We start from the raw sequence: 12200 nt of genomic DNA, 5'->3' as shown, positions 1-12200 counted from the left end.
GGCGCATAAAAATTGCGAAGGGATGAGTTTTCCGAATGGATAGATATGCCCCGCCGCCTTTTGCCTTCCCTGAACGCATTGAGGACTTTTGAGGCGGTCGCACGCTACGGGAGTTTTACCCGTGCAGCCGAGGAGCTCAATGTTACGCAAAGCGCTGCCAGCCGCCTGGTGCGAAGCCTGGAAGACTATCTGCAATTGCCTCTCTTCACGCGACAAAGCCGCCATATCGAGCTGACGGATGAAGGAAGGTTCTACAGCAAGCTCATACACGAAGCTTTAGACCTCGTTGAGGCCGGGACGGTCGAGTTGATTGATTCAGCGCGCGGCAAGGGTACGTTGTCGATCGGCATGCTGCCCACATTCGGAACCCGCTGGCTGCTTCCAAGGCTGCCATCGTTCCAGGAGAAAAATCCCGACATCTCCCTCAACATCATTTCCAGCGATGGCGACCTCGACTTTACCAAGGAGCGGATCGATGTTGCCATCCGCTTCGGCCACGGCAACTGGCCTGACGCCATCATCGACCCGCTGATGTCGGAGGAAATCGTCGTTGTCTGCAGCCCGAAGGTGATGACGGGCGCATTTCCACTGACGGACTATGCGGCGCTGAGGCACCATCCGCTGATCCGCCACTCCACCCGGCCGAGCGGCTGGGATCATTGGTTTCGTTCTGTCGGTGCGCCGCGCGATGTGGTGAAATGGGGACCGAGCCTGGAACATTTCTTCATGATCATTCAGGCAGCAATTTCCGGCCTCGGGGTCGCTCTCCTTCCGAGCTACCTCATTCAGGACGAGCTGAAATCCGGGGCGCTTGTCGCACCTTTCCCGGCCAGGATTTCCGGACCCGGCGCCTATTACCTTGTGTCTTCTGCGGCCAAATCCGAACTGAGCCGCGTAAAGATCTTCCGGCGGTGGATGCTCGAGCAGATCGGCGAAATGGCGTGAGGGTTCGCGCTCGCCACAGAGGACGGGAGCGACGAAAAGCAATCGATGGAGTGTGAGGAACCTCCGATCGATCGGCTCCAATTACAATGCGTTCAGCGAAGGGTGCGGCTGCAATTTGCCACTGGTGCATTCCTTCAGGTCATCAATCGGCGATATTTATGCATCTTGCAGGGGGATGGAGAGCCGGTAGTCTGGAAACCACCCAAGGCCTTAAGAGGCATCTACTAGATTTCCGGAAGGGTCCGCATGATCCCGTTTCATATGGCGTTTGCAATCGATGACAAAGAGACGGCGCGCCGTTTCTACGGCGAGCTCATCGGCTGCAAGGTAGGCCGCGAAGCCGAAAACTGGATTGATTTCGACTTTTTTAGCCACCAGATCTCGGCCCATCTCAACAGTGATCCCAAGTCTCCAGCGACTTCGAAGGTCGGAAGCGATCTCGTACCCCTGCATCATTTCGGTGCCGTTTTGCCTTGGAATACCTGGAACGAACTGATTGACCGTCTTCGAGGGGCAAATTGGCCCTTCGTTCTCGAACCCAAGGTGCGATTTCAGGGCGAACCTGGCGAACAGGGAACGTTCTTCATCAAGGATCCTGCTGGAAACGCGCTTGAATTCAAATCGTTCAAGAACCCGGACGGCCTGTTCGAACACTGATCGGCAGAGCTAGCGGGCTTAAAGACGCATTGTATCACGGCTGTATACCGCGGGCGATGAAGTAACGCCCATGGGAGGTTTGTGCGCGGCTGTCGCAGAACGCCGCACGGCTCATATTCCGATATCCTCTGCCGAATCCATAAGCGAGAAAGACATGAATGCTCTGCCTGATCCCGCCGGTAAACTGACCATCCTGATCGCGTCGCCGCTCGAGGATGAACATGTTGCACGGATCAAGGCTTTCGACCCGAATCGATTCGACGTGATCCATGAGCCGGAATTGCTGGCCAAACCTCGCTACGTTGCCGATCACGGAGGCGAGCCGCGCAATTTCGACGAAGGCCAGAAGGCACGCTGGGCGGAATGCCTGAAGCGCGCCGATATCTTCTTCGATTTCGACCGCTTGGATGCCGCAGGAATGCCGGTAAATGCACCGAACTTGCGCTGGGTACAGGCCACCAGCTCCGGCATTGGCGAGTTTCTGCGTCGCACGGGCCTCGACAAAAGCGATATTCTCTTCACAACGGCATCGGGCGTGCATGCGCGCCCCCTGGCAGAATTCGCCATGCTGGGATTGCTCTATTTCTTCAGGGACGTCCCCTATCTGAATGCGGAAAAGCAGGCGCATCGCTATGAGAGATACACCGCGCAAGGACTGGAAGGCGCGCGCGCTCTGGTGGTCGGACTTGGTTCGCTCGGCGCAACCATCGCGCAGGACTGTTCGCGTTTTGGTGTGGAGGTATGGGGCACCCGTCGCCGCTCCGATGTCGTGGCGCCGGATGGCGTCAGCCGTGTGATCGACCAGCGTGATATCAAGAGCGTACTGCCTGAGGTCGATGCCGTCATCCTCTGCTGCCCGCTGACCGAAGAAACACGCGGAATGATCGGCGCCGCCGAGATCCAGGCGATGAAGCCGGGCACCGTCATCGTCAATATCTCGCGTGGCCACGTGATCGATGAGGCGGCGATGATCGAGGCTTTGGCCTCCGGCCATCTCAAGGGCGCAGCTCTGGACGTCTTTGCCGTCGAGCCCTTGCCGAATGAAAGCCCGCTCTGGGACCTGCCGAACGTGCTGATTTCACCTCACTCAGCCAGCACGGTTCATCTCGAGAACACGCGCATCGTTGACATCTTTCTGGACAATCTCGGGCGCTTCGCTGCGGGACAGCCACTTCGCAATCTCTATGACCGGGAGCGCGGCTACTGATGCATCAAGCTCTGATCAGCTCCAGTGAGGACTTCAAAGCGGTTACCGTCATCAACATCCTGCACAAAATACGATATCTGTAGTTTCCTTCATTCATTTGACCGATTGTTACAAAATGGCTGCATAGCGGCGCCGGAAGTAAACGAGCGCCGCCTGATCTGCATTGCCATGCGCAATATCGACAATGCGACTGAGAAGCACCCAATGGCTGCCCGCTTCTACGATATTGACCACCTCGCAATCAAATGAAACGAGGGCGTCAACTAGACGTGGTGCACCGGTTGCAGCGGTTACCCATTTTCCGGCCGCAAAACGCTCGGTCTGCGATGTTGTACCGCCAAATGCGCGTGACAGCGCCTCGTGCTGATGCGTGAGTGTATTGACGCAGAGCACGCGGTTCTGTTCGAACACGGTAGCGACTGAACTCGACCTGTTGAGACAGACCAGCAATGTCGGTGGGCTGTCGCTGACGCTGCAGACTGCGGACGCCGTGAAGCCAGCGATCCCTGCGGAACCATCGGTCGTCACCACATGGACTGCCGCCGCCAACTGCGACATGCCCTGGCGAAAAGCAAGCCGCATCGCCTCTGCTTCTTCCGGGGTCAGTTCGGGTGTCATTCGGTCCGCAGCCCCGCCTGCTTGAGAAGCGGCAAAACCCGGTCGCAGAAGAAGGGCAGTTCATAGGTATAGTTCACGAAGGACATGGCGATCCCCGCATATCCCTGCTGCGAAATGGCGATCATGTCTTCCACGATCTTTTCCGGCGTACCGACCAAAGGATAGCCGCCGGCGCCGCCGGCAAACCGCTTGCGATAGCGATCATAGCTGTCGCGGTCATGTGACTGGGAAAACTCCTTCTTGCCGGCCATATGCGCATCGACCGCCTCATGGTCTGCAAGCGTCACGGCGTAGCGCTCGTAATACTCTTCAGCTTCCTGCTGTGTCTCACGGCACACGACGTGGCAGACCGTATAGGCGCCCACTTCGCGATCCTGAGCCTCTGCGCGCGCACAAATATCCTCGACGTGCTTTCCTGCCTCGGCAATCTCGGTGAAGGTGGTGAACAGGTAATCGCAGTTCTTCGCCGCAAAGTCGCGCCCGGGGCCGCCAAAGGCCGCATTCATCGTCACCGGCCGCGGCGACTGCAGGCTTGCCGGACGGCTCACCACGTCCTTCAGCTTGTAATAGGTGCCATCAAAGTCAAACGGCGCATCGGATGCGTAGGCGCGCTCGACAATGTCGAGCCATTCGGCTGCCTGGTCATAACCCTTCTCGACCAACGGCACGCCGAACATGCCGAATTCCTTGGGGTTCCAGCCGCAGACGATGTTGAGACCGGCACGACCACCGCTGATATGATCCACCGTCGCCAGAGACTTGGCCGCATAGAGCGGATGAATGAGCGGCACATGCACGGTCATGAACAGCGCAATGCGCTCTGTCACCGAAGCGAGACCCGCTGCCCAGGTGAAGGTCTCATAGGACCATTCACGCACGCGGTTCTTGCCGCCAAAACCTTTCCAGCGCGCAATCGGCAGCAGGAAATCGAGCCCGCCGCGATCGGCGATCTGGGCGGCGTTGAGATTGTCCTGCCAGCGGGCCTGCCAGCGTTCAGGCACATCGGTGATGGCAAGGCCACCATCGGCATTGGGTGAGAAAATGCCGAGCTTGAGTGCGTTCGGTCCCTTCAGAGGATGCGGCTTCATGATCATCTTCCCTGCTTGTCTTTCTTCCGGCGGGACGGACGCGCCGTCTCGGACTCTGTCAATTGTCGTTGCCGCACGGCAAGAAATGCCTGTTCCGCGGCAAACATATAGAGGGTCATGTATTCGGCGATGCGGACCGGATCGCGCGCAACAAAGGCTGCATGAATGCGGCTCAGGCCATCGATGTACTGCTTCAGCATGTCCTTGTCGGTGAAACTGTCGAGCCGCACCGATTGGAAATAGTTCATGAACCGCGCCACCGTGTCTGCCATGTGCCGATTGCGCACCGCATTCAGCCAGGCATTGCGAAAATCGACATTGGCGTCCATCAGAACGCGCAGATCGCCATCCGCCAAAGCGGCCTCGATGCGGGTCATCGCGTCTGTCAATTCGGCTTCGATGTCAGGCGTCATGTCGCGGGCAGCGTTCGCCGCCGCCCTTGGCTCCAGTTGCCGCCGCATCTCGAACAGATCGGCAATATCCTCAAGCGACAGCTGGCGCAGTGCAAACCCGCGCGTCGTTCCGACCAAATATCCTTCCGCCACAAGCCGCAACAAGGCCTCACGCGCCGGCACCCGCGAGACACCGTAGCGGCCGGCAATCTCGGTATCCACCAGGCGATCCGACGGGCTTACATCACTGCGCTGCAGCCGCAGCCTGAGCTCGGCATAGATGGTTTCGACGAGGTTGTCGCTGGGCTTCTGCATCACCGCCTCCTGCATAAACGGTATACGGATTTTGGCGTATTTCAAGCTTAAAGTTTATTAGTCGGCGAAAATAGCGGTTTTCCGTATACCGTTTAAAGCGCTTGATCCAAATTTCATCTTAGGCCTAAAGTAATTCTTCGGGCGCATGACGCCTCGCATATCGTAGGAAGAGGGGCGATGAGCAGTTTTCGTGAGAAGTGCCTTCAACACACACGCCTGATCGGCACCTTTGCGGCCATTCCCCACCCTGTCGCGATCGAGGTGACCGCGGCCGCCGGACCCGATTTCCTTTGCATCGACGCCGAGCATGGACAGATCGGCCGGGAGCTCATCGAAAACCTGATCCGCGCCGCCGATGTGCACCGGGTTCCGGCAATGGTCCGCGTGCCCGGCCATGCCCCGGAATCGGTTGCCGGCGTGCTGGATGCCGGTGCGGCAGGCGTTCTGGTGCCGCGCGTCTCGACTGCCGCACAGGCGAAGGCCGCTGTCGCGGCAACCCGTTATCCTCCACTTGGCGAGCGGGGCGTTGGCCCAGGCCGTGCGGCCGGCTACGGCTACCGCATTCCCGACTATCTGAAGAGCGCCAATGAGGATTTGGTTCTCGCGGTACAAATCGAGACCGCGGAAGGGCTGACCAATGTCGAGGAAATTGTTGCCGTCGAAGGGATCGATGTGATCTTCATTGGGCCCGGCGACCTGTCCGTGTCGCTCAATGCGCTTGGGCCTAATGGCGCACCGCGCGTCGAAGACGCAATTCTGACGATTGCCGCGGCGGCCAGAAAGGCGGGAAAAACCGTCGGCCTCTTCCGCCCCTCTCCCGATGACATCGGCAAGTGGTCTGACGCGGGGATCAGCTTCTACCTGCTAGCCAGCGACACGATGTTTCTTGGCGCAAGCCTCGCCGCAGGCATCGCAACGGCACGCAACGCCTGAGAGTGGAGGATATCGGCCCATGAAAGCCATTCAGTACAGCGAACATGGATCAGCCGATGTCATGCATTGTGTCGATCTGCCGGACCCGGTTGCAGGCCCGGGCCAGATCCTCGTGCGGCTGGAGGCGGCGAGCGTCACCCCGTTCGATTGGAAGCTACGCGCTGGCCTCCTCAAAAACCACTTCACCCTGCCCATGCCAAGCGTGCCCGGCCGCGATGGCGCCGGTACCGTCATTTCCGTGGGCGACGGAACGACCGAATTTTCGATCGGCGACCGCGTGTCTGTCATGGCGGGCGTCTTTGCCCAGGGCGGCTATGCCGAGATGATTGCCGTGGACTGCTCACATGCCGTCAAAATCGCCTCTCGTCTTTCCATGATGGAAGCGGCAGCATTGACCAATGCCGGACTGAGCACCTGGATCGCCATCAAAACCGCAGCGGTGCAATCCGGCGAAAAGGTTCTCGTCCACGCCGGCGCCGGTGCGGTCGGCGGGCTGCTGATCCAACTCTGCCATCACCTGGGCGCCCAGGTAACCACCACCTGCCGGTCGTCAAACGAAGACTATGTTCGAGGCCTCGGTGCAGATCGGGTCATTGCTTATGATCGCCAGGATTTTTCCGAACTCGTCCGCGAGCAGGACGTGGTTTTCGACCTGATGGGCGGCGCGGTTCACGACAAATCCTATATGACCCTGAAAAAAGGCGGTCGCCTTGTCTGGCTCGTCGCGGACCCGATCATCGACCGGGGTGCAGAGTTCGGGGTCTCGGTAACACGTGCCATGGTGACAGATGACAAGGTTGCACTGCAATCGATGATGGATCTCGCGGAAGCCGGCGTTTTGCGGCCGCAAGTGGCCCGGACCCTGCCGCTGGACGAAGCGGCCGAAGCCCACCGCCTGATGGAGCGTGGCGAGATCTCGCGTGGGCGCCTCATTCTGACGATGTGATCGTTCGGAAGAGAACGGCAAAGATCAGACATCAGAGGGAAAGAGCGGCGCCCCTCGCCCATGTGTGATGAAGCTTCGAAAATCTTCGATCGCGTGCTCGTTCGCAAGCGAACAGAACGGACCGCGGCTCACTTCGATTCCATTCATCGCCCGAAGGCGGACATCCATTTCCGCAGTCTTCAGGGTGACAGCCGCCGTGTTGACAACAGGCGCATGCAAGATCTTGAACCCGAATTCCCCGCCCACCAGCAGTCCCGGCAGCACACCGGCGGGCACCACGACGTCGGCTCCGTCGCGCACCAACGGCTCGGCGCAGGCGGTAAAATCGGCCAACATCCGTTCACGCGCCGTACTGTCACCGGCGAAGGCCGCGCTGAAATCCGCCGGTGTACAGTTCATTCCAACGACATGCCGAACGCGGCTGCCGAGGCCATACAGATCCGCCTGCTCGTAGTGCCAGGCCTGAAATACGTCGTCCAACGTCACCAGCGCTAAGCGCCGCCCCAGACGCGCGGCATAATGCATGCACACCTCGCCGGCGCCGACGACCGGGATCGTCACAGCCGACTTCAGCTCATAGAGACCTGGATCCTGGAAATGACCGATGACGACAGCGTCATATCCACGGCTGGCCGCCTCAAGCCCATTGTCGATGGCAATCGCGGCGCAACGGAACTCCGCCAGCCGACCAAAATGTCGATCCGGAGGGCTGATGCCGAAAACATCCACCACCGTTCCCGGCTCAGCGATCCCGTTCAAATAGTCGGAGAGCCGCGTCATGTAAGCGGCACTCGCGGTCGCATCGATAAAGCTTTGCCAGAAGATGCGCATAGGACCCTCGTCGCTCAATTGGTTTGGAGTTTGCTCTCGTCAGGACGACAATTTACAGCTTTAATCGCATTACAAAACGACTGCGGAGAACAGCATGAGTTCCTTGACGCCCGAAAACCCGAAAGCGGACCCAGCCCTGGAATTGTCCGAGGCGGCGCTGACGGAATTCGAGTGGTCACTTTGGCGCATCTCGGCGGCCTTCCTGCGCTGGCAATCCGAATGTTCGAGTGAACTGGCGGGAGCAAGCCTGAGCGGGCTCGACACGGCGGTGCTTCATACCATCCGCTACCGCAACAAACCGAAGGGCCTCGGCGAAATTTCGCGCCTGCTCGGTCGCGACGACACCGCCAATATCCAATACGCGATCAAGAAGCTTCAAGGGCTGCAATGCATAGAGCGCGTCAAAGGACGGTCGCGGAAAGACACGCTCTATACGCCGACGCGCAAGGGCAGCAAATTGACCCAGGATTATCGTTCGCTGCGCCGCGACTTGCTCATCTCGCTGATTCAGAAAATGGACCGTGCGGAAAAAGGGCTGGGGGAAACGACGGAAATGCTCGAATTGCTGACGAGCTTCTACGATACCGCAGCCAGGCGCGTGGCAAGCGGTTCTCATCCCGTCGAGCGCTCCTGAACCAGCGCCAGCACGCGAAGCGGACTACCCGAGCCGTTCTGGATCTTGAGCGGCGCAGCGAAGATCAGCGCACCGGTCGGCGGCAGAAGGTCGAGATTGGCAAGGCATTGCAGGCCGTAGCGCCCATTCCCGTGCAAATAGTGATGTGCGGGATAGGGTGGCGAAAAATGGCCTGCCTGGCCGGCATCGGTGCCGATCGTTTCGGTGCCGAAGCCGAGGATGCCACGCTCTTCGACAAGAAAACGTATCCCTTCAACCTCTGGCCCCGGGGTATGAGCGCCATCGGACTGCAGATTGGCATAGGCTGCGCCTGATTTCTTCGACCAGTCCGTGCGAAGCAGAACCCAGGAACGCTGAGGGATGCGCCCATGAACTTGCTCCCAGGCGAGAATATGGTCAATGCCCAGCAGAAAATCAGCGTCCTCGTCTGCCTGTTTCGAACAATCGATCACGCAGGCCGGCCCAATCATATCCGCTGGTGGCAGGGTATCGACCGAATTCAGCGGCAGATCACGGCCGGTAAACCAGTGTATCGGCGCATCGAAATGCGTGCCCGTATGCTCGCCGAAGGAGATATTATTCCAGTACCAGGCCGGGCCCTTCACATCGTAATGCGATATCCGCTCCATGCGAAATGGTGCCGATTGACCAAGCTCCGGCGGCATGACGATGGTTGGAAAGTCGGGCGACAGGGTGAGCGTCAGATCGACGACGCGAACCGAACCGTGGGCCAGTGCAGCCGCCAATGCACCGAGAATATAGCCGCTCATCGGCCTGCCTCCCGCTCGACCGCCTTCGGATTATCGAACAGGCGCGCCTCGATATCCTTGGCGACATCGCCGACATAGATGTCTTCAAGACCGCGGATCAGACCGTCCACAATCGCATCGGCGAGAGATCGCGGATCGACTTTGGGTGGTGGCACGGTCTGGTACCATTCCGTATCGAGCGGGCCGCAAAAGCTGTTGATCACGCGAATGCCGCCCTGGCGCAGTTCCCCCCGCAACCAATGGGACAGGGAAAGACAGGCCGCATGCGCCGCGGACTGGACGCCAAACTTCGGTTGACTGCTGAGGCCATGGACCGACAGGACATTGACCCAGGCGACGGCGCCCGCAAACCCATCGGCACCGCGTACTCGCATGATCGGCCCAAAGGCTTGTGCAAGGCGCATCAGACCCATGACTGTCACGTCCATCGCCTCCCGCGCAGAGTTGGTCAAACCGGCATCGAAGAGGTGGGAAGGACGCACGTGATCTGCGGTGTTGACCAGGATCTCCACCTTCGCGCCGATATCGCGCGCAAGATCCTGTACCGAGCGTTCGCTTGTCAGATCGAGATCGACGCATTCAACGCCGTCGATCGCGTCAAATGCGACTTCCGTCTCAAACGGCTTCCAGCGATCGAAAACGCCGACAAAGATCTTGCTGGCGCCGGCCCTTGCAAGTGCCTTCGCCAAGGGCAGTGCAACCGGACTGCGGCCATCGGAGATCAGCACGCGCCGGTCCTTCGGATGGGCCGTCAGCTCTCGCCACTGGGGATCGTTTTCCATGTCAGGTGTCTCCAGCAAAGGCTTGGCAAACAAGACGGCCTGTCCCGCCCGGTCGATCTGCAGCGAAAGCTCGAGCTGGCTTCCGGGACCGCCACAGGCGCGATGAAGGCCAACTACGGCAACCGGTCCGCAATCCAGCTTTACCAGGCCGGAGCGGAAGGGCATGTGGTCGCGAAAATAGGGATCGCTCGTGACCTGAATCGTGGTTTCCGACAGAAGTTCACCACGCGGCGGCGCATCGCGAAACGGCAGATCCTCTGACAAGCAATGGGGGCAGGCGTCCCGCGCAGGATAGGCATAGCGACCACATTCCGCGCAGCATTGCAGCATGAAGCGCCCGGAGGCAGCGGCAAGCGTCAACCCATGCGCCCTGCGGCTGCGCGCCGATGGCGGCAACAATGGCAGGCGCGTCCTCTGAAGCGGGTTCTTTGCATGCCGTTTGGGCCCATGTTCCGTCATCAGGCCCTCGCGAGGATTGCCGCCGCAGACGCAAGTCCACGGTCGTAATTGATCATGCCAAAGCCGGAGACGAGACCGAGCTTCGCATCCTTGACCTGTGTGCCGCCGGCAATGCCCATCAGCTGGCGCATCGCTTCGGTGATGCCGAGATGTCCACCCGCCGCACCGGCCTGACCCGCCGACAGCTGGCCCCCGGAGGTATTGTGCGGAAAGGAACCATCCGTGGTGAATGTGTGCTGCCGAACGAACTGCGGCCCGTCGCCTATACCGCAAAAGCCAAGCCCTTCGAACTGCATCATCGAGATGATGGCATAGTCGTCATAGGTCTGCACGAAATCCATCTGCTCCGGGCGGGCGCCTGCCATCCCATAAAGCTCGTCGCGATCCATAAGCCAGCCGCCACGCTCCTGCACAGGATCATCGGGGAAGGCATTGTGCCGCTCGATCGCCGAAAGAAGCCGCACGAACGGCAGCCCAAGCCCGCGCGCGCTGTCTTCGCGCATGACGAGAAAGCCTTCGGCCCCCGCGCAAGGCATCACACAATCGAAAAGATGGAAGGGTTCGGCAATGGCACGGGCCGACATGTATTGCTCAAGCGTCAGCGGCTTCTTCATAAGCGCGTGCGAGCTTTTCAGGGCATTCTCGCGCTGGGCCACGCACAGCTTGCCGAAATCCTCGCGTGTCGCGCCGTATCGATCCATGTAATGGCGCGCGATCAGGGCAAAGCTGGCATTCGGCCCGCCCGCACCGTAGGGATAGGAAGCGTCTTGAGCGAACCGCGAAAAGTTTGCGACCGTCTTGCGAAACGTATCCACCTGGTTGGTGTCGGCCGCCACGCAGGCGACGATCTCGGCATCACCGGCCTGGACCGCCCGTGCTGCCCGGCGGATCGCCACGATCCCGGCGGCCCCGCCCAAAGCGATATGATCGATCCAGCGCGGCGAGATCCCGAAATGCTGGGTGAGCGCAATCGCCGTATCGGGCCCCATGGTAAAGCTTGCGGTGGAAAATCCGTCGAAGTCGCGGTGGCTGATACCGGCTCCGTCCGCCAGCGCACGCAGCGCCCGGCCCATCCACCAATGCGCGGTCTCGATGGAATAGCGCTGATAGGGCACCGTTACCGGAACCGCCAGCACGACGCCATCATAATTCTGCCGCGCGCGAGGAGAAACCATCAGGCAACCGTCAGCTTGACGTCGACATTGCCACGTGTCGCATTGGAATAGGGGCAACGTTCATGCGCACCGGCGACGATTTCTTCGGCGACGGTGCGATCAATACCCGGCAGCGATGCCACGAGTTCGACGGCAAGCGCATAACCGACGGGAACCGGTCCTATCCCCACCTTGGCGGTGATCGTCACATTCTCCGGCAGCGCGATCTTGTTTGTGCGCGCTACCAGCTTTACCGCGCCCAGGAAGCAGGCGGCATAGCCGGCGGCAAACAATTGTTCGGGATTGGTCCCGTCGCCGCCCGGGCCACCCAGCCCTTTGGGCACGGACAATGTGACTGCAAACTTTCCATCCTCGCTTTCGGCGCGGCCTTCGCGACCGCCCTGAGCCGTGACGGAGGTCTCATACAGGATTTTCTCAGGTGTCATGCCATCCTCACATGTCGGATTGT

General features: G+C 59.9%; 14 protein-coding genes. 6 read left to right on the top strand and 8 right to left on the bottom strand.

The window, feature by feature from the left end; translation table 11 throughout:
- The first annotated feature begins 45 nt into the window (after positions 1-45).
- From gcvA to Q2T52_RS11665, 3 genes are all read left to right on the top strand, one after another.
- A complete protein-coding gene (gene gcvA, locus Q2T52_RS11675; RefSeq protein ID WP_302076911.1) occupies positions 46-945 on the top strand; it encodes a transcriptional regulator GcvA in 900 nt (299 codons plus the stop codon).
- A 246-nt stretch (positions 946-1191) separates the two neighbouring features.
- Positions 1192-1602, top strand: a complete 411-nt coding sequence (locus Q2T52_RS11670) for a VOC family protein (RefSeq protein WP_302076910.1) — start codon at positions 1192-1194, stop codon at positions 1600-1602.
- 154 nt (positions 1603-1756) lie between these two features.
- On the top strand, positions 1757-2809 hold the full coding sequence (locus tag Q2T52_RS11665; protein ID WP_302076909.1) for a D-2-hydroxyacid dehydrogenase: 1053 nt from the start codon (positions 1757-1759) through the stop codon (positions 2807-2809).
- 108 nt (positions 2810-2917) lie between these two features.
- Here Q2T52_RS11665 and Q2T52_RS11660 read toward each other — a convergent pair whose 3' ends face one another.
- From Q2T52_RS11660 to Q2T52_RS11650, 3 genes are read right to left on the bottom strand one after another with little or no spacing between them, the layout of a single operon-like run.
- A complete protein-coding gene (locus Q2T52_RS11660) occupies positions 2918-3427 on the bottom strand; it encodes a flavin reductase (RefSeq protein ID WP_302076908.1) in 510 nt (169 codons plus the stop codon).
- On the bottom strand, positions 3424-4518 hold the full coding sequence (locus Q2T52_RS11655; RefSeq protein WP_302077268.1) for an LLM class flavin-dependent oxidoreductase: 1095 nt from the start codon (positions 4516-4518) through the stop codon (positions 3424-3426). The genes Q2T52_RS11660 and Q2T52_RS11655 overlap by 4 nt, the downstream gene beginning before the upstream one ends.
- A complete protein-coding gene (locus Q2T52_RS11650; RefSeq protein WP_302076907.1) occupies positions 4518-5222 on the bottom strand; it encodes a GntR family transcriptional regulator in 705 nt (234 codons plus the stop codon). The genes Q2T52_RS11655 and Q2T52_RS11650 overlap by 1 nt, the downstream gene beginning before the upstream one ends.
- A gap of 177 nt (positions 5223-5399) precedes the next feature.
- Here Q2T52_RS11650 and Q2T52_RS11645 point away from each other — a divergent pair, with 177 nt between their 5' ends.
- Both Q2T52_RS11645 and Q2T52_RS11640 read left to right on the top strand, forming a co-directional pair.
- Positions 5400-6155, top strand: coding sequence for an HpcH/HpaI aldolase family protein (locus tag Q2T52_RS11645; RefSeq protein ID WP_302076906.1), 756 nt, complete (start codon positions 5400-5402; stop codon positions 6153-6155).
- Between the two features lie 19 nt (positions 6156-6174).
- Entirely contained in the window at positions 6175-7101 is a 927-nt protein-coding gene (locus Q2T52_RS11640; RefSeq protein WP_302076905.1) for an NADP-dependent oxidoreductase, read from the top strand.
- 24 nt (positions 7102-7125) lie between these two features.
- On the opposite strand, the gene Q2T52_RS11635 is transcribed toward Q2T52_RS11640, so the two are convergent.
- The gene (locus Q2T52_RS11635) at positions 7126-7932 is read right to left on the bottom strand and encodes an aspartate/glutamate racemase family protein (RefSeq protein WP_302076904.1); all 807 of its coding nucleotides are present in this window, start codon (positions 7930-7932) and stop codon (positions 7126-7128) included.
- Positions 7933-8035: 103 nt separating this feature from the next.
- Between Q2T52_RS11635 and Q2T52_RS11630 the strand changes: the two genes are divergently transcribed.
- Positions 8036-8566, top strand: a complete 531-nt coding sequence (locus tag Q2T52_RS11630) for a winged helix DNA-binding protein (protein ID WP_302076903.1) — start codon at positions 8036-8038, stop codon at positions 8564-8566.
- Here the strand turns inward: Q2T52_RS11630 and Q2T52_RS11625 are convergent.
- From Q2T52_RS11625 to Q2T52_RS11610, 4 genes are read right to left on the bottom strand one after another with little or no spacing between them, the layout of a single operon-like run.
- Positions 8545-9336, bottom strand: a complete 792-nt coding sequence (locus Q2T52_RS11625) for a cyclase family protein (protein ID WP_302076902.1) — start codon at positions 9334-9336, stop codon at positions 8545-8547. The two genes, Q2T52_RS11630 and Q2T52_RS11625, sit on opposite strands and share 22 nt — an antisense overlap.
- Positions 9333-10577: an SDR family NAD(P)-dependent oxidoreductase gene (locus Q2T52_RS11620; RefSeq protein WP_302076901.1), complete on the bottom strand. Its 1245-nt coding sequence runs from the start codon at positions 10575-10577 to the stop codon at positions 9333-9335. The genes Q2T52_RS11625 and Q2T52_RS11620 overlap by 4 nt, the downstream gene beginning before the upstream one ends.
- Positions 10577-11752: a thiolase family protein gene (locus tag Q2T52_RS11615; RefSeq protein WP_302076900.1), complete on the bottom strand. Its 1176-nt coding sequence runs from the start codon at positions 11750-11752 to the stop codon at positions 10577-10579. Before Q2T52_RS11615 ends, Q2T52_RS11620 begins: the two co-directional genes overlap by 1 nt.
- Positions 11752-12177, bottom strand: a complete 426-nt coding sequence (locus Q2T52_RS11610; protein ID WP_302076899.1) for an organic hydroperoxide resistance protein — start codon at positions 12175-12177, stop codon at positions 11752-11754. Before Q2T52_RS11610 ends, Q2T52_RS11615 begins: the two co-directional genes overlap by 1 nt.
- Positions 12178-12200 lie beyond the last annotated feature (23 nt).

Source organism: Rhizobium oryzicola (genome assembly GCF_030504645.1).
GTDB classification, from domain to species: Bacteria; Pseudomonadota; Alphaproteobacteria; order Rhizobiales; family Rhizobiaceae; genus Neorhizobium; species Neorhizobium oryzicola.
This window is presented reverse-complemented; position numbering and strand designations above follow the sequence as displayed.

Excerpts from the sequence above, each read along its gene's own strand:
- Q2T52_RS11665 (WP_302076909.1), top strand. The coding sequence starts at position 1,757 with ATGAATGCTCTGCCTGATCCCGCCGGTAAACTGACCATCCTGATCGCG.
- Q2T52_RS11625 (WP_302076902.1), bottom strand. The coding sequence starts at position 9,336 with ATGAGCGGCTATATTCTCGGTGCATTGGCGGCTGCACTGGCCCACGGT.
- gcvA (WP_302076911.1), top strand. The coding sequence starts at position 46 with ATGCCCCGCCGCCTTTTGCCTTCCCTGAACGCATTGAGGACTTTTGAG.
- Q2T52_RS11660 (WP_302076908.1), bottom strand. The coding sequence starts at position 3,427 with ATGACACCCGAACTGACCCCGGAAGAAGCAGAGGCGATGCGGCTTGCT.
- Q2T52_RS11610 (WP_302076899.1), bottom strand. The coding sequence starts at position 12,177 with ATGACACCTGAGAAAATCCTGTATGAGACCTCCGTCACGGCTCAGGGC.
- Q2T52_RS11620 (WP_302076901.1), bottom strand. The coding sequence starts at position 10,577 with ATGACGGAACATGGGCCCAAACGGCATGCAAAGAACCCGCTTCAGAGG.
- Q2T52_RS11635 (WP_302076904.1), bottom strand. The coding sequence starts at position 7,932 with ATGCGCATCTTCTGGCAAAGCTTTATCGATGCGACCGCGAGTGCCGCT.
- Q2T52_RS11670 (WP_302076910.1), top strand. The coding sequence starts at position 1,192 with ATGATCCCGTTTCATATGGCGTTTGCAATCGATGACAAAGAGACGGCG.
- Q2T52_RS11615 (WP_302076900.1), bottom strand. The coding sequence starts at position 11,752 with ATGGTTTCTCCTCGCGCGCGGCAGAATTATGATGGCGTCGTGCTGGCG.
- Q2T52_RS11650 (WP_302076907.1), bottom strand. The coding sequence starts at position 5,222 with ATGCAGAAGCCCAGCGACAACCTCGTCGAAACCATCTATGCCGAGCTC.
- Q2T52_RS11645 (WP_302076906.1), top strand. The coding sequence starts at position 5,400 with ATGAGCAGTTTTCGTGAGAAGTGCCTTCAACACACACGCCTGATCGGC.
- Q2T52_RS11640 (WP_302076905.1), top strand. The coding sequence starts at position 6,175 with ATGAAAGCCATTCAGTACAGCGAACATGGATCAGCCGATGTCATGCAT.